This is a genomic window from Yersinia sp. LJYL362, assembly GCF_048323875.1.
This window is the reverse complement of sequence record NZ_JBLWEX010000302.1, coordinates 14,593-37,450: the sequence shown is the minus strand read 5'-3', so window position 1 is coordinate 37,450 and position 22,858 is coordinate 14,593. Positions and strand designations below refer to the sequence as shown.

The following is a 22,858-nucleotide window of genomic DNA, read 5'->3' as shown; positions in this document are numbered from 1 at the left end:
GGTTTAAAAGTCAATGATCAATCGCGATACATGCTGAAATGTGACGCACAATCAATTAGTTGCTGTTTGGTCAGCATAAAGACGCCATCACCGCCATTGTCAAACTCCAGCCAAGTGAACGGCACATCTGGATATTCATCCATCAAATGCACCATGCTGTTGCCCACTTCACAAATCAGCACGCCATCATCTTGTAAAAAGTCTGGCGCACAAGCCAGAATGCGACGGGCCAGTTTCAAACCATCGCTGCCCGCAGCCAGACCCAGTTCAGGCTCGAAGCGGAACTCCTGTGGCAAATCAGCCATATCTTCAGCATCAACATACGGCGGGTTGGTGACAATCAAGTCATATTTGATAGGCGGTAAATCGCGGAACAAGTCAGAGCGAATAGGCGTGACCTGATGCTCCATGCCGTGCTGCTGAATATTGTGCTCAGTCACCGCTAACACGTCATTGGAGATATCGACAGCATCCACTTCCGCTTCCGGGAAAGCGTAAGCACAAGCAATAGCAATACAGCCGCTGCCGGTGCACATATCCAAAATATGCTTAGGTTGCTGACGAATCAGCCCAGAAAAATTGTTATTAATCAGTTCACCAATCGGTGAACGTGGTACCAATACACGCTCATCAACGTAATATTCCATGCCACAGAACCAGGCTTTATTAGTCAGGTAAGCAACAGGAATGCGCTCATTTACCCGGCGAATAACTCGCTCAACAATACGATGACGCTCGCTGGATGTCAGACGCGCACTGCGCATATCTTCTGGAATATCTATCGGTAAAAACAGGCTTGGAAAAACCAATTGCACCGCTTCGTCCCACGGATTATCAGTACCGTGACCATAAAAAATATTGGCCGCGTTAAAACGGCTGACGGCCCAACGCAACATATCCTGAATGGTGTGCAGCTCATTTACTGCTTCATCGACGAAAATCTTGTCCAAGGTATTCTCCAACTGGGGCTTAAAATCATTATCTATGCCCCTAGTTTGCCATGAAGCCCGCCACAAATCAGCAGCAATACATCAGTTGAATGATAACCAAATAATGAAATAGACATTAAAGCCATCAATCCTACCGTTACATTTATTTAGACAGATGAATCTCAACAGGTAAACTGGGGGAATTGCATAAGTACGATGAACAGATAATGAAAAATAAATATCACCTGACAACAGATGAATTACAGCTATTTAAAGAGTCGATAGCCGGAGCAAAGAAGCTAAAACAAGACACGATTGTCCATCGCTCGCCACCCAAACTGGGTAAAAAAATTGCACCAGAGCGGTTGCTGCAAGAACAAGTGGATGCCAGTTATTATTTTTCCGACGAATTCCAACCGCAGTTGGATACCGAAGGCCCCACACGCTATGTGCGACCCGGTGTTGACCATTTTGAAGTGAAAAAACTGCGACGCGGCGATTACTCACCCGATATGTTTTTGGATTTACACGGATTAACGCAGAAACAAGCCAAGCAGGAGTTGGGAGCATTAATTGCGGCTTGCAAACGCGAACATGTACATTGTGCCTGTGTGATGCATGGGCATGGCAAGCATGTTCTGAAGCAACAAACACCGCTATGGTTGGCGCAACATCCAGATGTGCTGGCATTTCATCAGGCCCCGAAAGAATGGGGAGGCACGGCAGCATTATTGGTATTAATCGAATTAGAACAGTAGCCGAATTGGCTGGTGGGATGCATTTTTGCTAACGCTGTATACATACAATCTACCCGTTACAAAGAGTAGAAATAACAAGAGCGCGACAGTGACGCCGCGCCCATTGATCATTGGCTCAAATGATACTTAGCCGTGACAGGCTTTAGCTAAAAGCTGTGTCGGGCTAACCTGCCAGTCAAAAGTCCCTTTACCCGTCTCATCATCCAAATCAACACAAGCGATGGCCGACGTCGCAAACATCGGCGGGCATTGCCCCGGACAAAGTTCAGCAACTAAATAGCCGACCAGTGGCAAGTGTGAAATGACTAGCACCGCAGCGCAGTCTTCTTTTGCCAATGCTTGTAAATAGCAACTAACAAAAGCAGCATCCCCACCTGGCGTTAATTCTGGCATCACTTCCTGTTCAGCCGGAAGGGTCAGCACTTCACGCACCACTGCCAATGTCTGCCCTGCGCGTAAATAAGGGCTAACTAATACCCTATCAACATCAACGGACTGGTCGTTTAACCAGCTCGCGATCTGACGTGATTCATCTTGACCACACAGAGTCAGAGGCCTTTGCGCATCACTGGCTGCGTCAAGAGCCGCGTCGCCGTGACGCATAATGAAAACTTGCATATTGCACCGTTTTTGTTAACAAAATAACGCTATACAGAAACGCTTTGCGTGCTGTACCGCCGAAACCTTTGCTTGAGAGCAAAGAAACTTCATAACGATAACGCGCCGTCTCTCTATGGCGGCCGGGCATTTTGCCTGAAACTTAAGGTAAAGAAAATGGCTGTTTTTACACCAGTAACACCGACAGCCAACCTTGATTGGTTACAGAGTAACCATATCAACAGCTTAATCCAAACTCTATCACCTATGCAATAAGTGACAATTCATTCATTTTGGCATGAATAGTCACTTTACGTGATTCTAATTTAAGGTAGCGCGGGTAGCTCCCGATGTATAGCGGCCTTATCCGTTAGAATTGCAGGTGGTGATCTTGTTCACACTCTTAATTATGTGCGGTAATAGCCTCTTCATCCATACTGTTTTCAGGCGGATAAAACCTTTTTTGCTGTTCAGCCATCGTGACCAATAATGAGCAAGGCTCAAAACGCTCGCCATATTGCTGGGCAAGTAAATTCAGTGTTTTTACCACTTTATCTGCGCCCAGCCTGTCCATATAGCGGAAAGGCCCGCCCAAGAACGGAGGGAAACCAATCCCGAACACTGCACCAATATCCCCATCACGCGGATTACGGATGATGGATTCATCCAGACAACGCGCGGCTTCATTCAGCATCATCATCGTGCAACGCTGTGCTATCACCGCAGATTCGAGATGCGTCTTCGGTGTGACACCCAGTAAGGTATACACGCTGGTGTCCACTTGCTTACCGGGGCTTCTTTTCCACTTAAAACCGCTACTTTTAGCGGGATAAAGGTAGAAACCGCGACCATTTTTACGCCCTTTCCGCCCATCCTTCAATATGACATCAAAAGAAGGCGGTGCGGCAAAACGTGCCCCTAATTTCTCCACCAAAATAGGCATTATTTTGGTTCCCACATCAATTCCCACTTCATCCAGCAAGGTTATCGGGCCAACCGGGAAGCCAAAATCGATCAGCGCTTTATCAACTGAATCGATAGGTTCACCGTCTAATAGGCAGCGGGCTGCTTCATTGATATACGGAGCCAAAATACGGTTTACATAGAACCCGGCACGATCAGAGACCACAATCGCTGTTTTGCCCTGTTTGCGCGCTAAGGCAACCGTGGTTGCAATAGTTTCTTCACTCGTTTTTGCATGCGGAATAACTTCCACCAATGGCATTTTATCCACCGGACTAAAGTAATGCAGGCCGATAACCTGCTCCGGCCGCTGTGCCTGTGCCGCTATGTCGCTGATTGGCAGAGATGATGTGTTTGAGGCGAAAATAGTGTGAGGAGCCGCGAAATGCTCAATATCTGCCACCATCTGCTGTTTCAACGATAAATCTTCAAATACCGCTTCAACCACAATATCCACATTGCCAAAACCACAATAATCTGTGCTGCCGGAAATCAGCATCATCTGCCGTTGCCGCTCAGCCGGGCGCATCCGTTTACTGCGCACCCGCTTGCCTAAAGCATCCCAGGTATATTTCAGCGCCTGATTAATTCCAGCTGGATTGATATCTTTAATCCGGACTGGCAAACCCGCACGGGTTGCAGTGACATTAGCAATACCACCGCCCATCAAGCCCCCCCCTAAGACCCCTACACGATGGATCGCACGAGGCTTCGCTTTGCCACCGGTCTCTTTTTTCAGCGAGGTGGTGGCAAAAAACAAGCTGCGTAATGCGGCTGACTCAGGGGTCATCGCCAGCTCACCAAAAGCTTTAGCTTCGGCTTCATAACCCGCAGGGCCGCCGTGGTCTAACCCTTTACGCACCACATCAATAATACGCTCGGTTGCTGGATAATGGCCTTTGGTCTTTGCCCGCGTTTTCTTACGAACAATATTAAATAACAGTGCCTTACCTAGCGGGCCGCTGAGTAAACGTTCCTGCCACGGCAAGGCAGACTTATCAAGCCAACCAGCTTTTGCCCGCTGAATAGCCACATCCAGCAAGATGTCCTGTGGCACTACATCGTCCACCAGCCCCATTTTAAGTGCCTGTCGTGCACGAACCTGCCTGCCCGTTAATATCATATCCAGCGCCTTACTGACCCCCACCAGGCGCGGCAAACGCTGAGTACCGCCAGAACCCGGCAGCAGCCCCAATTGCACCTCTGGTAAACCGAGCACGGTTTTATCATCCTGTGAGCAAATTCGGCTATGGCATGCCAGCGCCAATTCCAGACCACCACCAAGACAAGCGCCGTGGATAGCGGCGACTACCGGCACAGGAAATGCCGCGATTTGTGCCAGAATGGATTGACCTTTCTGGGCCAAAACTCGAGCATCCTGCGCAGTGCGACAAGCGGCAATCATGGTGATATCAGCACCAGCGATAAAAGAGTCCGGTTTGCCAGAAATAATCACTAAGCCTTGTAATTGGCTCAAGGCCTGTGCTTGTTGCAGTATTTCAGCAATTTGTTCTGCGAATTCAGCTTTTAAGGTGTTCACTTTATCACCGACAACATCAACAGTAATGATACCAATATTGTCGGGCCGAACACTGAGGGTGAATACAGAATGGGCCGGAGCGACAGCTTCCACCTGGGTCATTTCATCACCACTGTTAAGCGTATTTTCCTGACTCATTACTCCACCTCCACAATCATTGCTGCACCCAAACCACCCGCAGCACATGCGGTTGTTAGCCCTAATCCCCCACCGCGACGACGTAATTCATGCAGTGTTTGAGTAATCATACGCGCGCCAGTTGCCGCAAAGGGGTGGCCATAAGCAATAGAGCCACCTAATACGTTGAATTTGCTCATATCAACTTCACCAATCGCCTGGCTGCGCCCCAGTTTTTCCCGTGCGAAGCTATCACTGGCAAACATTTTCAGATTCGCCAGTGTTTGTGCAGCGAATGCTTCATGCATATCGATAAGGGTTAAATCTGCCAGGGTGATTCCGGCGCGATCGAGTGCTAATGGTGTGGCGTAAGAGGGGCCTAATAACATGTCTTGCCAGACATCAATGGCCGAAAAGGCAAAGCTGCGCAAGTAACCTAACGGCTGGAGACCCAATTCCTTCGCTTTTGATTCACTCATCATCATGACGGCGGCTGCACCGTCAGTCAGTGGTGTACTGTTCGCGGCCGTGACACTGCCGTGTTTGCGATCAAATGCCGGACGTAATTTGGCATATTGCTCCATAGTGGAATCTTTGCGGATATTATTATCTTCAGTGATGGCATCACTAAAAGGTGGAATATAAGCCGTCATCACCTCATCGTGTAATAACCCTTGCTGCCAGGCCTGTGCCGCCATTTGGTGAGAACGCAGCGCTAACGCATCCTGATCCTGACGGCTAATTCCATAGGTTTTTGCCATCTGCTCGGCCGTATCCCCCATGCGCAAGCCCGTTGAATACTCAGCAACCGCAGGTGCTACCGGCAGTAAATCGCGCAGTTTTAAGCGGCTAAACAATTTCAATCGTTGGGATAACGTTCGGGCTTTATTGACGTCAACCAAGGTTCGTGCCAGTGCTTTGCTGACACCAATGGGCAAAACAGAAGAGGAATCCGCACCGCCGGCAATCGCTACCGTCACGGAGCCAGCAATGATGCTTTCCGCCACATTGGCCACCGCCTGAAAGCTGGTCGCACATGCGCGCGAAACACTGTAAGCGTCGGTATGCACACTCATGCCCGTGCCCAATACTATTTCACGGGCAATATTTGGCGCTTCTGGCATCTGTACCACTTGGCCGAATACCAGTTGATCAATCAATTCAGGAGCAACACCACTTCTGGCTAATAATTCACTGACCACAATTTTGCCTAAATCTACAGCTGGCACACCATGATAAGCAGTTGCCTGCTTGGCAAAGGGGGTTCGCAGGCCGCTGACTATGGCAATGCGATCGCCCTGGCGCGTCACTAGCGGTAATGGCTTACTCATAAATGCTCCTGATAAGTCAAAGTGGCTTTGATTAAAACTATAACAAATAACAGGTCTGACCTGATCTAATTATTGTTAACCAAATATTTACATTTGGTAAACCTATAGAACAGGAAAGTGAGAGCAGGAGCAACTTTTCGGACTAAAAATGGGAAGTGAGAAGAACTGACAGGCTAATAACTTATCTGGAGGTGATATATCAAATGTGATGAACTCAGAAGGCAAATCATCCAAAAACAAACGCGAAGCCAAAAGCTCCGCGTTTTTAGGTATTCAGCTGAACTGAATAAACTCACAGCAAGGTGTGAATTAACGCAGACCTAACTGGAAAATCATGGTTTCAGCCTGGCAGGCAAAAGTGAAATCGACGGTTAAGCGCACGCCACCATCAGTTTCTTCCAGCTTATGCTCGATTAGGCAAGGCTCAGATTCCACAGCACGCGCTTTTTCAGTTAGCGTTTTCAGCATCGCTTCAGCTTCTGCACGATTGTCGAATACACAGCTATAGGAGGCGGTGCAATCGGTGTTGTCCATGATAGTACCTACATCGATACAGCAGCAGGCTGCGGTTTCTTCTGCGCTACAGCGGTTGTTTGTTGATCCAACAGTTGCATCTGACATCTTCAATTCTCCTCAACGGACATTTCAAAATAGGTGCAAATTGCCTATCAGATAGCGCAAATAACAATTGGCGCGAACAAATAAGACATAGTGCAAAAAATATTTTCTCTGACGCTATTTTACTACCGTCAGTCATCTGGCACTAGGACTTACTGTTTATAGGCCTATTAAGTGACGGAAATCACACTCAAATTGTTTGTTCAATCATCAATAGTGTAATAATTGCTACCAATTTGTGAGTTTTTTGTTAACTACGTCTATTTTTTGCAATCAAATCCGCTCAAATGTAAAAACATACTTGCAACACCCTCGCTGGTCAGACCTATACTTCAGCCACTGGTCTGCTTTGTCTGACCGATAACGGACCCTACAATCCCGCATTCTCTTGTTACGGTATGTAACATTAATTAAAACAATGAGGTTTTGGTCATGAACCAGAAAAACCTGTTTACCCGATCAGCTCTGGCAGCTGCAGTGGCAATAATTTCTTCAAACGTTTCTGCGGCCGGTTTTCAGCTGAATGAATATTCAGCAGCTGCATTGGGCCGCTCTTTCTCTGGTGAAGGCGCTGTTGCTGACAATGCTTCTGTTGGTAGCCGCAACCCCGCCGCAATGACCTTATTCGACCGCCCTTCATTCTCCGGCGGTTTCGTGTATGTCGATCCTAATGTTGATATCAGTGGAACATCGCCAAGCGGCAGAAGTACCAGCGCCAAAAACATCGCGCCATCAGAGTGGATCCCCAATATCCACTTTATTATGCCACTGAATGAGCAATGGGCAATTGGGGCTTCCGGTACCTCAAACTACGGTTTGGCCACTGAATTTAATGATGATTATACAGCTGGTTTACTCGGTGGTCAGACTGACCTGAAAACCGCAAACCTCAATTTAAGCGGTGCTTATCGCCTGAATGAAAACTTCAGTTTCGGTCTGGGCTTTAATGCCGTTTATGCCGATGCCAAAATTGTGCGCCATCTCGGCGAGGCCGGTGCACGTGTAGGCCTACCAGCCAGTACTGAAGCCACCCGTATGGAAGGAACCAAGTGGGGCTATGGGTGGAATGCGGGTGTTTTGTACGAAGTGGATAAAGAAAACCGCTATAGCTTTACCTATCGTTCAAAAGTGAAAATAGACTTTGATGGCGATTTCAGCAACCAATTACCACGAGCTGTTGGTGGCACAGGTGGTGCAGTAGTTCCAGGCGCCCTAACCCTAAACCTGCCAGAAGTGTGGGAAGTGTCTGGCTACAATAAAGTGGCACCGCAATGGGCGATTCACTACAGCCTGGCCTACACCAGTTGGAGCCAGTTCAAAGAGCTGAAAGCCACCGGAACCAACGGTAACACTCTGTTTGAGAAGCAAGAAGGCTTCCACGACGCTTACCGTATCGCGCTGGGTACCACCTATTATTACGATGATAACTGGACCTTCCGCACTGGTATTGCTTTCGATGACAGCCCGGTTCCAGCAGATAACCGCACTATTTCGATTCCAGACCAAGACCGTTTCTGGATAAGTGCGGGTACCACCTACGCATTTAACAAAGATGCATCAGTTGATGTGGGTATTTCCTATATGCATGGCCAGAACGTGCACATCACGGAAAAAACACCAGCAGCATTGGGCGGAACAACTTATGAGTTCGACTCTAAGGGAACCGCACTGCTGTATGGCGTGAACTTCAACTACGCCTTCTGATAGCTATTATTAGCAACGTTGTTTTCCTAACAATAGTTGCCCACAAAAAAGCGCCTCGCGGCGCTTTTTTATTTATTCAATCCCTGAGAAGAGAGTAGGTGTTCACCGCCAATGAGCGGGATAAGCCTCGCTAACACCTCATTATATAAACCTGATTCTGATTCAATCAGAAATTTAGCCTTACGCTGACGCCAGTCAAAGGTTTGGATTAGGGTCGTTGCCACAACACAAGGCTCATCAAGGTTGGTAACCGGAACTTCGGTAGGTGAGCCACGGACACTGCTACTCACACGGCAACACATCACCAATCCGGTTAAGCGGTTATATGTTTCATGTGAAAGAATAAGAGCAGGACGATATTTGCCAATCTCTTTCCCTTTCGTTGGTTCAAAATCCAACCAACAAATATCGCCTCGCTTTGGTATATACATTAATAATCAAGCTCCCTCTCCGTGGGATGTGTAAGTTCATCAGCATGTGCCGTGTAAGCGCTAAGTCCGGCAAGCAGGCTTTCTTCGGTCAATGGCTTTTTGACGACTTTTTGAATCACTAATCCTTGTTCGCTGATATCGATATCAACAATGTCACCCACCTCAAAATTAGGGATAGTTTTAAGATTACCCGACAACCGTAAGGCAACACTATTGCCCCATTTTTGTAATGTGGCTTGAGCTCGCATAATCACCCCTTCACTTTATGTATCTACAATGAGTATACACCCTTCAACTACGTAGATACAGCAGCAACAAAAAAGCGCCTCGCGGCGCTTTTTTAATTGTCGGAATAGCACATCTATCAGTTAGGTGAATCGATACTTTCCAAATCACCCTCAATAGCTTGAGCATTCGAGTTTGCTTCTGGTTTCAATTGCCCGCCGTTCGCCAGGAAATCATTCCGTTGGAAGTAAGCTTCGCGCACCATCAGATACGGGTCGGAAGAGTTACGCAGCAAGCCATCTGAATCCAATAGCTGGGCACGGGTTTCAACACCATCCAACATCCATTTGCCTGCCGACATCCAGAAAGTCAGATACCCCAGCACTGGATAGACGTAATCAACCGCATTACCACCATCTTCACGGATCGTGAAGCTGCCATAGCCCGGTAATACAACGTAAGGCCCATAGCCGACATTATAGTGCCCCAACGTGCTACCAAAGCGATTCGGCACTTTTTTCGCCAGTTTTGGATTCGCCATACCGGCTACATCTATTAAGCCCCCCATCCCCAAAATAGTGTTGAGGAAGAAGCGGTTAAAGTGCTTCATAGCGTTGTACGGGTCACCGACCAGGAAGCTGTTGACCATGCTGGCTGGCTCTTCAAGGTTACCCAGGAAGTTACTCATCCCATTACGCGCAGGTTGCGGCACATAATCGCGCCAAACAACAGCGACCGGACGCACGACATAAGGGTCAAGAACCTCATAGTTAAAATTGAACATTGCCCGGTTAAAACCTTCCAGCGGATCTGAGCGGCCCTGCTCCATTTGATCCGGCGAGCTACTGGCGCAGCCTATTAACAACATGGTTGCAAAAGCCAGCCCAATCAGGCGGTAGTTCATATCTTTCTCCATGAAATTCTTTCCAGCCCCTTATATTTAAGGGATCTGTTTGTTTATCTGAACATGAATAGTTTGGGGCTGCCCTTTGGTGCCAAAATCCTGCACACCGCTTTCACCAAACCAATCACCTGGCTGCGAATTAGCAGTGCCATCCAGTGAAATACGCGCACGCACTTTCACCTGTTGCAACGAGGAGGGCAAACGCTCCGGCATCATTGCATTGCTATCATCCAGTGTCACGGATAGCGGGAATCGGCTCAAAGGTAACTGTTTTACCGCAACGGGGATCGGGTTTGCGCCATCCGTTACCGAGATAATCAGCGCCCCTTGCTGGGGTAATTTCTGGGCAGCCTCTGGTGACAACGAGATCTCTATTCCCAGTGTAGCTGTTTCCTGCCCTGCCTGTGATTTCGCTTGCGCAATACTGCGTTTTATCACTTCGACACGAGAATCACCAGCAGGCAGCAATTTTAGCATAACTTCCCATGCACCAATGGCTTGTTTGAAATCACCCTGCTCAAAAGCATTAAAAGCTAACAAGCTCATGGCACGTAAGTTGGTGTGATCCTGCCCAACCATAGTACGTAACATCTTGGTTGCCAGCTGATTATCTTGCGGATCATTGGAACGAGTCAGCACTTCAGCATAGCCCAGCCTAACGTCATCATTATCGGGCGCTAGTTGGTAAGCTTTAGCAAAAGCTTGCGTGGCGGTGGTGGCATTATTCAGTGCCATGCCCACTCTGCCAAGCATCATCCAATCATTGACGTTGCCGCTATCTCGTTGCAACGAGGTACGCAATCCCAGCCCTAAACGAGCGACTTCCTCCATAGTCAAAGGCTCTGCCCGCTCATTGGCCACTCTGGCGCGTAACTCTGGCATCTGAGCTTCAACCTGATGCCACGCCTGCACTTGCGCTAAGCCGCCTGTTTTCACATATAACCCGACCGAAACCACCACCAGAATGACTACGCCCGGTAATAAAACCCAACGGTTGATTGGACTGGTGTCTTCAGTGGATTCATGTGGGATATCTGTTAGCAGATTTTGCTGTAATTCCTGAATCAATTCAGGCCGCTGTTCCACTACGCCCTGGGCTTCATCTTCTGCCAATTCAGATAACCGGTCTTGATAAATCGCCTTATTTAGCTCATCTCGGGTAGTTACCGATGAATTGCTCTCTTGTCGCAGCGCCGGAATGACCAACAAGGCACCCGCGACCGTCAGCAAAATAATCACTATCAGCCAAAAAACCATTATGGTTGTTTCCTGTTCGTCTTTTTGTGTGAAGCCGAAGGTTGTTTTTGTTCAGCCAGCAGAATGTCTAACCGCTGCTGCTCCTGCGGTGAAAGTGAGGCCTCTTTTTCCACCCGCCGCCGGGCGCGTAGCACCACAATCACCGCACCAATCAAAACAAACATGGCCGGGCCGACCCACAAAATCAAAGTTGCTGCCGTCACCGGTGGCTCATAAGTGACGAAATTACCGTATCGGGCCACCATATAATCAATAATTTGCTGCTTAGAATTGCCCTGCTGCTGCAATTCGTACACCTTGCCGCGCATATCGGCGGCAATGATGGCATTGGAATCAGCAATGCTGTTGTTTTGACATTTAGGGCAACGCAATTGCTCGGTTAACTCACGATACTGCTGTTCCTGCTCCACGGAGCTAAAGGTGTAAGTATCAATGGCTGCAAAAACATTGGTCGCAAAAATACTCCAACCCAATATCAGGCCCAGTACCAGACTGAATAATCTCATGCGCCCCCCTGATACTTTTTATACAGTGGCAGGATTTCCTGCTGCCAGACGCGATCATTAAGATCACCGGCATGGCGATAGCGAATAATGCCCTGACCGTCGATCAAGAAAGTTTCCGGCGCGCCATAAACCCCCAGATCCAGCCCCAACATGCCATCGCCATCATACAAACTCAGCGCGTAAGGATTACCCAGCGAATTAAGCCACTGCACCGCTTTGGCGCGATCATCTTTATAGTTCAACCCCACCACGCGAATACCCTGCGCCGCCAGCTTATTCAGATATTCATGCTCGGCGCGGCACGTCGGGCACCAGGTCGCCCAGACATTGAGCAACATGGGTTTGCCGTCATGCAATACCGCCTGATCGAAAGTTTTCCCCGGCTGCTCAAGGGGTTCCAGTTTAAAAGCCGGTACCGGTTTGCCAATCAGCGCTGACTCCAGCATGGTGGGATCATCGCCATTAGCATTGCGGGTCAATTGCACCAGAAAAGCCACAACCAGCAGCAGAAAGAGCACCAGTGGAATGAACATCAGCTTATTGAATGAAGATTGAGATTTCATTATTTAGCCTCCGTCGCCGCGCCGCGTTTTAACTTTTTGCTCATCCGATAGCGGGGATCAAACATACAGAAAATGCCACCGATGGCCATAAACACCCCGCCATACCAGATCCAACGAACGAATGGCTTGTAATACAAGCGCACCGCCCATGAGCCATCATCCAGCTCTTCACCCAGTGCAGCATACAGATCACGTGTCAGGCCACCATCAATGGCGGCTTCCGTCATCATCGAGCGAGCCACACTGTAATAGCGTTTTTCTGCATGCAAAGTCGCTTCAGGTTTGCCGTTTCGGGTGACATCAATAATGCCCACACCGCCGGTATAGTTTGGCCCTTTAACGTCATGAACATCGCGGAATACGAAGTGATAATCGTGGATATCAATGCTATCACCGGCTTTCATGCGCACATCACGTTCGACACTATAATTTTGACTGAAGGCAATACCGATCACCGTCACCGCTACCCCAAGGTGCCCCAGCACCATCCCCCAATGACTACGGGAAAGATGGCTCAGACCACGCCAGAAACCATGACGATGCGTGGCGCGTTCGTGCAACTCCATCACAGTCAGGATAATCACCCAGATAGCCATCATCAGGCCAACTACGGTCATTCCGGCAATAGTATCTTGCAGTAACCAAGGGACTAATATCGACATGAGCAAAGTGACCACCAGCGCCACACCCAAGCGCTTGTAAAGCTTGCTCGGCTCATCGCGACGCCAGCGAACTAATGGGCCAATCCCCATTAAGAGCGCCATAGGAGCCATCAGCCAGGTAAACATGGTATTAAAGAAGGGTTCGCCGATGGAGATGCTGCCCAATCCAAGCTGTTTGTGGACCAATGGCAGCAATGTGCCGAGCAATACCACCAACATAGCAGCAATTAACAGCACGTTATTACCCAGCAGGAATGTCTCGCGCGAGAACACTTCATGCTGGGTCCGGCTGCGCACTTGTGCGCCTTTAACCGCATACAGCAGCAAAGAGCCGCCGATAACTATCACTAAATAGGCCAGAATAAACATGCCGCGCGCGGGATCAGAGGCGAAAGAGTGCACCGAGACTAATACACCGGAGCGCACCAGGAATGTTCCCATCAGGCATAAAGAAAATGCGGTAATTGCCAGCAATACTGTCCACGCTTTGAATGTTCCGCGTTTTTCAGTGACGGCCAATGAATGAATCAGCGCCGTCCCTGCCAGCCACGGCATAAAGGAAGCATTTTCTACCGGATCCCAGAACCACCAACCGCCCCAACCGAGTTCATAGTAAGCCCAGGCGGAGCCGAGCACGATCCCCATAGTCAGGAATACCCATGCGGCCTGAGTCCACGGGCGTGACCAGCGAGCCCAGGCACTATCGAGCCTGCCGGCCATTAAAGAGGCAATGGCGAAAGCAAATGCTACCGAGAAACCGACGTAACCCATATAAAGCAAAGGTGGATGGAAAATCAGCCCGACATCCTGCAACAGCGGGTTCAAGTCATTACCATCAATGGGGAAATCCGGCAAAGTGCGGTTGAACGGATTCGAAGTCAGAATAATAAATAGCAGAAAGCCGCCAGTAATCATCCCCAAAACCGACAACACTCGGGCGACCGCATCATCCGGCATGGAGCGGCTAAACAGTGCCACCGCCAATGACCAACAACTGAGTAGCAATACCCACAACAGCAATGACCCTTCGTGCGCGCCCCAAGTTGCCGCAATGCGGTAATAGACCGGCAGATGTGAATTTGAGTTCGCCGCGACATAAGAGACGGTGAAATCATTTACTACAAACGCATATACAAGGCATATAAATGACAGCGCGATGGTGGCAAACATACCGTAGGTCAATGGCCTGCCGGTTGCCATCATACGGGTATCCTGGCGAGCAGCCCCCCACTGCGGATACAAACTCAGCAATAGCGAGATAGCCAGCGCCAGACATAACAAGAAACTGCCAATTTCGGGCATCATGAGGCATTACCTTGCGCAGCGGTGCTGTTGTCGGCCTCAGCCGGGCGGGTATGATTTTCTTTCATCGCCTCTTTGACTTCCGGTGGAGTGTATTTTTCATCATGTTTTGCCAAGACTTCTTTGGCATTGATGGTATTTCCTTCAGCAAACACCCCTTGCGCCACCACCCCCTGCCCCTCACGGAATAGGTCGGGTAGAATACCGGTATAAGTCACTGTGACGGCACCTCGCGCATCGTAAACCTTAAAACTCATTTCTAACGTTTTGTCGTCACGCTTCACTGAACCCGGCATCACCATACCGCCGATACGCAAACGCTGACCGATTTCCGGCTTCTCATGGCGCTCGCCTTTGCCCTGCAAAATTTCGCCCGGCGTATAAAACAAATCAATATTAGAACGCAGCGCATACAGCACCAGTGTGGTGGTCAAACCGATACCGATTAGAACCACCATCGCCAGATAGAGCCGACTTTTTCTACGTGGGTTCACTGTTGTTTCTCCTGCAAGCGGGCTGTATTTTTAACTGAGTGATGCTGAGCCTGATTCGCCTGACGAATACGTTGTTCTCTCGCCTCACGGCGTTGAATATCCGCTAATAATTGTTTGTGCTGCCATACCGTGTGTATCCATAGGCCAAGCAGCGATAAGACCGTTGCTGCTATCGCCAGCCAGACATAAAAGGCATAGCCCCCCATGGCAAAAAATGCCGCCCAAGAATTAAAGGCCGGATTCATACACGAGGCTCCTTACGCAACAAAGCAGCGACCCAAGGCCGATGGCGCTCTTGCTGCAAAATCAGATTGCGCAGGCGCATTAATGTCAGGGTGATAAAGAAGAATAGATAACCAAAAATAGCCCAGCGCAGCGGGGATCGCATACTCGGATCAATGCTTTGCTGCATGTTAGTCGAACCTTGATGCAAGGTATTCCACCACACGACAGAGAAATGAATAATGGGGATATTGACCACGCCGACCAGCACCAAAATACCGGCGGCGCGCCCAGCCAGTTTGCGGTCTTCAAAAGCGTTATATAGGGCGATCACCCCCAGATAGAGGAATAACAGCACTAACTCGGAGGTCAGCCGCGCATCCCAGATCCACCATGTTCCCCACATGGGTTTACCCCAGGCCGAACCGGTAACCAAAGCGATAAAGGTAAATACTGCGCCCACCGGGGCCATGGCGGCCACGACGTTATCGGACATTTTCATTTGCCAGACCAAACCGACAAACGCCGCGATAGCCATCGACATATAAATGCCCATCGACCAAATCGCCGCCGGAACATGCAAGTAGATGATACGGAAGCTATCACCTTGCTGGTAATCCGACGGGGCGAAACCAAAGCCCCACACCCAGCCCACAATCAGGCAGATAACGGCCCCGATACCCAGCCATGGAATAAATCGGCCACACAACTGATAGAGCCGTTCAGGTTTAGCGAATTGATGAAACCATTTCCACATTTTTCATTGCTCACATTAAAATTGGACGGGCATCACCGCATGGGCAATACCGGTGCAGGGAACGGCGCACAATCTGCTCTGACTGGCGTTGGCTACCGCGCTTAAGCTTCTGAAAATCGGTACTCTTTTCTCCCTATAAGGCTTTTCTTCCTATAAGGCTTTTATTACTCATACCCGCCCTAAACAGCTAGTGCACACTCACTCTCAATGCAGCGGCGGTAGCAAAAGGTGCCAGTGTCGCGCTTCCCGCCAACATCGCGCCCAAAATCGCCAGATAACCATCGATGGGTAGCGACATTGAAGCAGCGTCAATGGCCGCAGTAGCAAATATCAGCACCGGGATATACAGCGGCAGCACCAATAAGCTCAGTAAAACTCCGCCCTTACGTAATCCCACTGTTAGTGCCACACCGATAGCCCCGATAAAACTTAACGTCGGCGTCCCCAATAGCAGTGTCAGCGCCATCGCAATCGCGGTGTTACTGTCCAGGGAAAGCAATAAAGCCACCAGCGGCGATAAAATAAGTAAAGGTAGCCCGGTAACCACCCAGTGAGCACACACTTTACCTAACACCGTGAGTGTCAGCGGGCTGGGTAACAACAACAATTGCTCAAGAGAGCCATCGTGAAAATCATCACGGAAAAGTCGCTCTAGTGATAATAGTGATGCCAGCAAGGCTGCAACCCAAACTATGCCAGGTGCAATGCGCGCCAGTAATTGCGGCTCTGGGCCGATACCCAGCGGAAACAAGGTAATCACAATCAGAAAAAACCAGAGCGGATTAACGATTTCTGCACCTTTTCTGAAGGCAATTTTTAATTCACGGCGCAACACGCTAATAAACATTAATTCTCCTGCGTGTTGGTTAAACGAATTTTACGTACCTGCTGCCCGACACCATCCAACTCCTGATGAGTGGTGAGCAGCACCATGCCTCCTTTGGCGGCATGTTCCACAAACAGAGCCAACAAGGTGCTAACCCCCTGTTTATCAATGGCGGTCAGGGGCTCATCCAAAATCCATAACGGTGCCTGACTTAACCACAAACGAGCTAAAGCCACCCGCCGTTGCTGACCCGCAGATAACTGCGATACCGGCAAATCTTCATACCCCACCAGCCCGACTTGAGATAATGCCTGCCAAATAGCAGCGCTATCAACTGATTGAAATACCGATTGATAAAAGGCCAAATTCTCAAAAGGGGTGAGTACAGATTTGATCCCTGGCTGATGACCTAAAAAGAGTAAATCCTGGTGATAACGTGCGCGGTCGCGACGGATATTCTCACCCAACCAATTCACCTGCCCTTCGTCGGCATCGGCAAGGCCCGCCAGAATGCGCAACAGGCTGGTTTTGCCGGCTCCGTTTTGCCCCTCGATCTGCACAATCTCCCCCGCAGCCACACAAAAACTGAGCTGTTGAAATAAGCTTCTTTCATCTCGGATGCAGGTCAGATTTTTAGCTTCCAGCATGAAGGATTGTCTTCCACCGTAGGATTGTCAGTTCAGTAAAACCGAATGATAACATAAAGGCTTAATCCTTACGTAGTATGGGCCCAACGCTATCCCTACCCTTATAGAGGTAATATTCGGGTTAAGATCAATATTCTGTAGAAAAAACCAACAACATGAAAACCAACTGACCTTTTACTTCCATCTGCATGACCAAAAAGTCGCGAATAAAAATTTGCAACTATGCTTATGGCTTGGCTATTGCCTTTTTCCTCTACTAATCAGGAATCCCTTATGAGTAATGAAAAACGGTCTCAAGATAAGGGCGAATTAACCGTGGAAAGTGATGAGCCGCATGAAAAGCAAGAAATTGAAGTCAATGAAAAGAAGCTCCCCTCCAAAGCGGCAGCCATTCATGAGATTATCCGTGTCGACGGAGAGAAAGAGTTAGAGCGCGACAGCTTTGCACTATTATGGTCAGCGGTTGCGGCGGGGCTTTCAATGGGAGCATCCCTGATTGCCAAAGGTATTTTTCATGCAAAATTGCCTGAAACTCCGGCCAGTTTTCTCCTGGAAAATATCGGTTATACCTTTGGTTTTATTATTGTCATTATGGCCCGCCAACAGCTCTTTACCGAAAATACCGTCACACCCGTATTGCCAATAATGCAAAAACCGAGCCGCCAAAACTTCATTCTATTATTTCGCCTCTGGGGGCTGGTGCTATTGGGCAACCTGATCGGCACGGGAATTGCCGCCTATTCCTTTATTCATATGCCAGTATTTGATAATGCAACACGCGCGGCGTTTGTCACTATTGCCCAAGGGGTGATGGAGAGTTCTGCGGGAGAAATGTTTGCTAAAGGCATATTTTCCGGTTGGATTATTGCCACTATGGTATGGATGATGCCCTCGGCAGGTGGGGCCAAGATATGGGTAATTTTCCTGATGACTTATTTAGTTGCTTTGTGCGATTTGACCCATATTGTCGTCGGCTCAGTAGAAATCTTCTATTTAGTATTTAACGGCTCAATACCCTGGCAGCAATTTATTTACCCGTTCGCGATCCCGACGCTGGCAGGTAACATTATTGGCGGCACCTTTATTTTTGCCCTAATAAGTCATGCACAGATTCGTAGTGATATGGCCCATCAACCTAAAAAAAGCGAAAAAGTGGACAGTGATTCACCGCCCCCACACCCGTAGCAGCTCGTATTTTGCGGCTATGTCTGATGTTTTTTGCCAACAAATACTCATTATTCACCACCAGTTGGTGACAGAGTAACCAAACAGACAGCTAACTGCTTATTATCTGGGTCAAAATGCGTATAATACTCCGGCAGTACACTTCATCGGCAGTAACCCTGTCGATGAACAGGTCCCCGTAGTTAAACGGATATAACAAGCCCCTCCTAAGGGCTAGTTACTGGTTCGATTCCAGTCGGGGACACCATTAGCACTTCTCACAGCGTGCCATTCAGATTCAAATCACTTAAAGTCTAATAAAAACAAAGACAATTTAGCTAGCCATCTTCTCAGTACATCTCAACCAGGTTCTCCAGAGCTCATTTTGATTATGGTATTGTTTTACGACTTCAATCAACCAATAGGTTTAACATGCCTAGACGCTATCGTTGCTCGCTCCAAGTTAAAACCTCGTTTCATCCCTCCTGTGGATAGAATTAGTGGACATATGCACCGATACAGATTCCCGTAAACCACTAAATAGAGCTTACGGGATAAAATGTTAAGAACTGAAAAAACATTAATTATAAATTATCGCATCGGCATTATACTCGCTGGAATCACCAGCAGTTCCCATTGCAACGATATAATAATATCCAGCTCCAAGTTTATCTGCTTTTTTGTTAAGCGCATTTTTTGCCGCTTCGGGAGAAAGAACTGTAGGATCTCCATGTACCGATATATGCCCCATTTCATGTAAACTATGGGCTTGAGTTTTACTAACTTCCACAGCAGAAATTGAGTAAGTTGCGTAAGTCATTAATAGTAATAAAAACATAGATTTTTTCATGAAATACTCCTTGAATAGTATTTAACAGTTTTATAAAAACAGATGTCATCAATGATATAATTACCCATACCGTAATTACTCATTAAATGCGCCTCTGCATAAATCGTAAGCGTAATTGATTTCTTTTCCGATATATAACCTCACCAATAGTCAGATATATACTGCCAAGAATAAACATAAATAGAATTTCCTTTGCTACATCATTTAGTGGCAGAGACATTTGATTAATACCCACCATCGCTTTGGTTGCCCATGTTGATGGAAGTAAATATGCTATAAAACGTACAGCGACTGGCATTGCCTGAAGTGGCCAAATAGTACCAGAGATAAAAAACACAGGAAGAGTTATAAAAGGTAATGTTAGATATATTAATCCAGAATGCAATAAACACTCAGTTATAATACGACTTAACCCTATTACAGAAAAAATAAACGGAATAGTTATGACTAAAACTTCCGTGATACTTGCAGTTTGTCGGTAACCAAGAACATTCGGTAAAATAATATATACGACGAAAGATAAAATAATCCAGATCGGAAATGTAGCACTAACACCGCCCAAAAACTCCCGAAATAACATTAAGTCCCCATCCTCCCTTTTTAATCCTAAAGTAATAGTTACGCAGGCAACAAGAAGAGATTGCTGAAGGATCATCGAAACCAGTCCTGGGAAAATAATGGCAGAAAAACTAACACCTGCATTATAGAGATCAATAAGCGTCGGATTAATTGGTTGGAAAAATGAATCAAAATCTTTACTGCTCCAATTACTCTTCATTGCCAAGGATTTATTGTATTCAAAAATAGTATCCTCATATACTGATAATATATCCTTCTGTATAAGCCCATTCGGTAATCGATTAGTCGCATCACCGGATGCCTGAATAGATATATCCTCACCTTTCAGAATATTTTTTTCCGTATCCTTTGGAATAATAATGACAGCAAATATTTTTTTGTTTGCAAGATCTTTTCGAGTATCCATTTCAACTGAATAGTGAATTATCTCAAGTCTTGACATTGAATTGAGCTTTCGGGCTAGTGAGCGGCTCATATTTGAATGATCTAAATCCACCAGTGCAACAGGTAATTTCCATACATGATTTCCATAAACTAAACTCATCATAGAAAGCGATATCAATACCAGCAGCCATAACGGCTTTTTTATCAAATGTATCAAGACATGGCAGAATGTCTTCCAATATTCAATCATTATGCCCCCACAAGATTCAGTTTGATTCTAAAATAGAGTCGACGGCGAATAAGAATAAAGGTCACAATGGGATAAATAAGGAGTATCCCGCATGACTTCATAATGGCCGTTGCGGATACATGACGTAAAAAAATATCGAACATTGTTTTAAGTGCATGAGTTAAGGGTTCTAGCTCTGAGACCAATTTTCCTGGACTACTGAGAGAAAATTCCGGCATAGCCAGGCCAGAGAAACTCAATGCAATACTGACCAGCAAGCCAATCAGTGTAAATGCCATGTTAGTCGAGGGCGTGAAAGTGTAAAGTATTAATCCCAAGCTCTGGGCCGCAAGAATATAACAGAACCCTACGCACAATATATAGAGTGGATTCCCATTAATTTTCGCATCAGAGAGTGTAATAAGAATCGCTAGTTCTAAAACTAATAATAGAGTAAAAATAACTGTATAGGGGATTATTTTACACAGTATCATAGTGTTGAAACCAACCAGCGAATTAGTTTTCCTTGTGTGCCCAAGAATATAAATAGTTGTTGTAACAACAAATAATTGTATAAGATGTATAGTGGCTGCAAATTGTTGATAGTATACGAAACTACCACTAGGATTAAAAAGGCTGCTATAGACAAGATGAAGTTTAGATAACTTTATTGCTGGCTGTTCATTATGTGCATTTAGTATTGGACGATAAGTATTATTAATCTCCGCAACTAATCCTGAGAAATCCTGAGATGAGTAACTACCTGAAGCATAGAATAGCGCGTTGTATAAGAAAACAACATTTGGACTGTTACCTGAAAGTACATTTTTCTCGAATTTAAGTGGGATATAAAGTACGGCGTAAACATCCCCATGTTCAAGAGCACGTTTGGCATTTTCCAGGTCATCACCATATGAAATTATCTGCGCATGAGAAGCAGCATTAAGTTGTCGCATAATCTTTTTAGATAAATGACTATGGTCATTATCTACAGCGGCAACAGGTATATCCAACAGTGTTCCTTTAGAGAAACTTGCATTGATCAATGCAAATAAAAGTAATGGAAATATCCAGCATAGCCAATGATATATCGGCTTTTTAAAGGAGTTTTTTAGTTCTTTAATAACTAACTGAAAACAGACTCCAATATTATATTTTATAACTTCCATGACCATAATGCGCTCATACCAGGGCGTAGCCCTTCTACTGGATCTAATGGATATAACCTGATCTCAAAAGTTTTCAAATCAAAGTCACCGGTTGCGCGTGTTGCTCTTTTCGTTGAAAAGTCACCAAGTGGAGCGATATATCTTATTGTAGCAGGGACTAATTTATTATTTAATGCCGGGATGCGTAGTGTAACATTATCACCTTTATGAATACCCGAGAGAATATCCTCACGGATATCAAAAACAAAATAGGATTGGTCGAGATTAATTAAAACTAAAAGAGGGGAAAGTGCATTCAATAAATCGCCTTTCTCAGCAGGCATAGTACCCACTTCACCATTGATAGGTGATGTAACAAGTAAATCGTTGACTATTATAGAGGCTTCATTTAATTCTTGCTCTGAAGCGCGTAATGTCGCCTCAAAAGCTTCGCGCTGCTCAATTCGGTCACCATTCAATGCTTCATCTAAAAGTGACTGGGCCGATTTTAGCTTCTGCCTGTCAGATTCTTGACTACGAAATGATTCATCTAATTCATCCTGAGAAACATAGTTTTTCTGCAGAAGTTTGCTGAATCTTTGGTATGTCTGTGCGGAATTTTTAAAGTTCTGCGTTGCTTCTAACAATTGAGCTTTCGCATAACGAATCTTTTCTTCACGTGTGCCGTTTTGCGACATGGCTAAATTTGATTTTGCCTGATCTCTTAATGCTTCATATTTTTTCAGTTGTGCGAATAATTCTGGGCTCTCCAGAGAGATTAAATTTTGACCTTTAACAACATCATCACCTCGCTCGACAAAACGCTCTATAACTCTCCCTTTAGCCTTGGAAGAAATAACCACTTCTGGTGCATCAACTTCCCCTTGTAACCATATTTCACTGCTATATGCCCTAAATAGTAATGCCATTGCCACTACTACAATGAAAAAAAACAGTACACAAACAACGATGGTAAATTCTTTTCTTTTCATTAAATAACACACCTATAAAACTAGCGCCGCTAAGCCAAATAACTACCGAGTTATCTTATGTATATAAATATTACGAGTTTAATGATGGCAAACATTGATCAAGATCATTAGCGTGCTATTTATAACCAATGTAGATTAATAGCGCGCTAATCATTGATG

The 22,858-nt window shown here is 46.6% G+C and carries 24 protein-coding genes and 1 tRNA gene; 4 read left to right on the top strand and 21 right to left on the bottom strand.

The features are described from left to right. Nucleotides 1-17: 17 nt before the first annotated feature. Nucleotides 18-950 (bottom strand): 50S ribosomal protein L3 N(5)-glutamine methyltransferase, encoded by a 933-nt coding sequence (prmB, locus tag ACNSO8_RS22680; RefSeq protein ID WP_019081969.1) that lies wholly within the window; start codon nucleotides 948-950, stop codon nucleotides 18-20. 206 nt (nucleotides 951-1,156) lie between these two features. Here prmB and smrB point away from each other — a divergent pair, with 206 nt between their 5' ends. Next, the gene (smrB, locus tag ACNSO8_RS22675; protein ID WP_019081967.1) at nucleotides 1,157-1,687 is read left to right on the top strand and encodes an endonuclease SmrB; all 531 of its coding nucleotides are present in this window, start codon (nucleotides 1,157-1,159) and stop codon (nucleotides 1,685-1,687) included. 126 nt (nucleotides 1,688-1,813) lie between these two features. On the opposite strand, the gene sixA is transcribed toward smrB, so the two are convergent. The 4 genes from sixA to ACNSO8_RS22655 form a co-directional block, all read right to left on the bottom strand. Then, nucleotides 1,814-2,305: a phosphohistidine phosphatase SixA gene (gene sixA / locus ACNSO8_RS22670; RefSeq protein WP_005158598.1), complete on the bottom strand. Its 492-nt coding sequence runs from the start codon at nucleotides 2,303-2,305 to the stop codon at nucleotides 1,814-1,816. A gap of 382 nt (nucleotides 2,306-2,687) precedes the next feature. Continuing rightward, nucleotides 2,688-4,889, bottom strand: a complete 2,202-nt coding sequence (fadJ, locus tag ACNSO8_RS22665; RefSeq protein ID WP_418395992.1) for a fatty acid oxidation complex subunit alpha FadJ — start codon at nucleotides 4,887-4,889, stop codon at nucleotides 2,688-2,690. 35 nt (nucleotides 4,890-4,924) lie between these two features. Beyond that, nucleotides 4,925-6,235 carry an acetyl-CoA C-acyltransferase FadI gene (fadI, locus tag ACNSO8_RS22660; protein ID WP_019083578.1) on the bottom strand — a complete coding sequence of 437 codons (1,311 nt, stop codon included), beginning with the start codon at nucleotides 6,233-6,235 and terminating at the stop codon, nucleotides 4,925-4,927. Between the two features lie 309 nt (nucleotides 6,236-6,544). Then, entirely contained in the window at nucleotides 6,545-6,856 is a 312-nt protein-coding gene (locus ACNSO8_RS22655) for a YfcZ/YiiS family protein (protein WP_019081964.1), read from the bottom strand. Between the two features lie 429 nt (nucleotides 6,857-7,285). On the opposite strand from ACNSO8_RS22655, the gene fadL reads away from it, so the two are divergent. Further along, nucleotides 7,286-8,557 (top strand): long-chain fatty acid transporter FadL, encoded by a 1,272-nt coding sequence (fadL, locus tag ACNSO8_RS22650; RefSeq protein WP_019081963.1) that lies wholly within the window; start codon nucleotides 7,286-7,288, stop codon nucleotides 8,555-8,557. Nucleotides 8,558-8,625: 68 nt separating this feature from the next. On the opposite strand, the gene ACNSO8_RS22645 is transcribed toward fadL, so the two are convergent. The 12 genes from ACNSO8_RS22645 to ccmA all read right to left on the bottom strand — a co-directional run bounded on the left by ACNSO8_RS22645 (nucleotide 8,626) and on the right by ccmA (nucleotide 17,353). Further along, nucleotides 8,626-8,988, bottom strand: a complete 363-nt coding sequence (locus ACNSO8_RS22645) for a type II toxin-antitoxin system PemK/MazF family toxin (protein WP_019081962.1) — start codon at nucleotides 8,986-8,988, stop codon at nucleotides 8,626-8,628. Further along, nucleotides 8,988-9,236, bottom strand: coding sequence for a programmed cell death antitoxin MazE (locus ACNSO8_RS22640; protein WP_019081961.1), 249 nt, complete (start codon nucleotides 9,234-9,236; stop codon nucleotides 8,988-8,990). Before ACNSO8_RS22640 ends, ACNSO8_RS22645 begins: the two co-directional genes overlap by 1 nt. A 116-nt stretch (nucleotides 9,237-9,352) precedes the next feature. Beyond that, nucleotides 9,353-10,117 carry a phospholipid-binding lipoprotein MlaA gene (gene mlaA, locus ACNSO8_RS22635; protein ID WP_418395991.1) on the bottom strand — a complete coding sequence of 255 codons (765 nt, stop codon included), beginning with the start codon at nucleotides 10,115-10,117 and terminating at the stop codon, nucleotides 9,353-9,355. A gap of 36 nt (nucleotides 10,118-10,153) precedes the next feature. Next, nucleotides 10,154-11,374 (bottom strand): c-type cytochrome biogenesis protein CcmI, encoded by a 1,221-nt coding sequence (gene ccmI, locus ACNSO8_RS22630; RefSeq protein ID WP_418395989.1) that lies wholly within the window; start codon nucleotides 11,372-11,374, stop codon nucleotides 10,154-10,156. Further along, complete coding sequence (locus tag ACNSO8_RS22625; RefSeq protein WP_019081958.1) at nucleotides 11,374-11,880, bottom strand: cytochrome c-type biogenesis protein; 507 nt, start codon at nucleotides 11,878-11,880, stop codon at nucleotides 11,374-11,376. Before ACNSO8_RS22625 ends, ccmI begins: the two co-directional genes overlap by 1 nt. Further along, nucleotides 11,877-12,443: a DsbE family thiol:disulfide interchange protein gene (locus ACNSO8_RS22620; RefSeq protein WP_418395988.1), complete on the bottom strand. Its 567-nt coding sequence runs from the start codon at nucleotides 12,441-12,443 to the stop codon at nucleotides 11,877-11,879. Before ACNSO8_RS22620 ends, ACNSO8_RS22625 begins: the two co-directional genes overlap by 4 nt. Continuing rightward, nucleotides 12,443-14,410: a heme lyase CcmF/NrfE family subunit gene (locus ACNSO8_RS22615; RefSeq protein WP_046050551.1), complete on the bottom strand. Its 1,968-nt coding sequence runs from the start codon at nucleotides 14,408-14,410 to the stop codon at nucleotides 12,443-12,445. The genes ACNSO8_RS22620 and ACNSO8_RS22615 overlap by 1 nt, the downstream gene beginning before the upstream one ends. Then, complete coding sequence (ccmE, locus tag ACNSO8_RS22610; RefSeq protein WP_418395987.1) at nucleotides 14,407-14,901, bottom strand: cytochrome c maturation protein CcmE; 495 nt, start codon at nucleotides 14,899-14,901, stop codon at nucleotides 14,407-14,409. Before ccmE ends, ACNSO8_RS22615 begins: the two co-directional genes overlap by 4 nt. Further along, nucleotides 14,898-15,146, bottom strand: coding sequence for a heme exporter protein CcmD (ccmD, locus tag ACNSO8_RS22605; protein ID WP_019081956.1), 249 nt, complete (start codon nucleotides 15,144-15,146; stop codon nucleotides 14,898-14,900). The genes ccmE and ccmD overlap by 4 nt, the downstream gene beginning before the upstream one ends. After that, a complete protein-coding gene (locus tag ACNSO8_RS22600; RefSeq protein ID WP_019081955.1) occupies nucleotides 15,143-15,880 on the bottom strand; it encodes a heme ABC transporter permease in 738 nt (245 codons plus the stop codon). The genes ccmD and ACNSO8_RS22600 overlap by 4 nt, the downstream gene beginning before the upstream one ends. 187 nt (nucleotides 15,881-16,067) lie before the next feature. Continuing rightward, nucleotides 16,068-16,727: a heme exporter protein CcmB gene (gene ccmB / locus ACNSO8_RS22595; RefSeq protein WP_011815897.1), complete on the bottom strand. Its 660-nt coding sequence runs from the start codon at nucleotides 16,725-16,727 to the stop codon at nucleotides 16,068-16,070. Then, nucleotides 16,727-17,353, bottom strand: coding sequence for a cytochrome c biogenesis heme-transporting ATPase CcmA (ccmA, locus tag ACNSO8_RS22590; protein ID WP_019081954.1), 627 nt, complete (start codon nucleotides 17,351-17,353; stop codon nucleotides 16,727-16,729). Before ccmA ends, ccmB begins: the two co-directional genes overlap by 1 nt. A gap of 273 nt (nucleotides 17,354-17,626) precedes the next feature. On the opposite strand from ccmA, the gene ACNSO8_RS22585 reads away from it, so the two are divergent. Further along, a complete protein-coding gene (locus ACNSO8_RS22585; protein WP_050160800.1) occupies nucleotides 17,627-18,538 on the top strand; it encodes a formate/nitrite transporter family protein in 912 nt (303 codons plus the stop codon). A gap of 172 nt (nucleotides 18,539-18,710) precedes the next feature. Next, nucleotides 18,711-18,785, top strand: a tRNA-Arg gene (locus ACNSO8_RS22580). A 312-nt stretch (nucleotides 18,786-19,097) separates the two neighbouring features. Here the strand turns inward: ACNSO8_RS22580 and ACNSO8_RS22575 are convergent. The 4 genes from ACNSO8_RS22575 to ACNSO8_RS22560 form a co-directional block, all read right to left on the bottom strand. Further along, nucleotides 19,098-19,367, bottom strand: coding sequence for a DUF1471 domain-containing protein (locus ACNSO8_RS22575; protein WP_019081952.1), 270 nt, complete (start codon nucleotides 19,365-19,367; stop codon nucleotides 19,098-19,100). 82 nt (nucleotides 19,368-19,449) lie between these two features. Continuing rightward, nucleotides 19,450-20,580: an ABC transporter permease gene (locus ACNSO8_RS22570; protein WP_057630192.1), complete on the bottom strand. Its 1,131-nt coding sequence runs from the start codon at nucleotides 20,578-20,580 to the stop codon at nucleotides 19,450-19,452. Next, complete coding sequence (locus ACNSO8_RS22565; RefSeq protein ID WP_418395986.1) at nucleotides 20,580-21,734, bottom strand: ABC transporter permease; 1,155 nt, start codon at nucleotides 21,732-21,734, stop codon at nucleotides 20,580-20,582. Before ACNSO8_RS22565 ends, ACNSO8_RS22570 begins: the two co-directional genes overlap by 1 nt. Beyond that, nucleotides 21,716-22,699 (bottom strand): HlyD family secretion protein, encoded by a 984-nt coding sequence (locus ACNSO8_RS22560; RefSeq protein ID WP_019083590.1) that lies wholly within the window; start codon nucleotides 22,697-22,699, stop codon nucleotides 21,716-21,718. Before ACNSO8_RS22560 ends, ACNSO8_RS22565 begins: the two co-directional genes overlap by 19 nt. Nucleotides 22,700-22,858 lie beyond the last annotated feature (159 nt).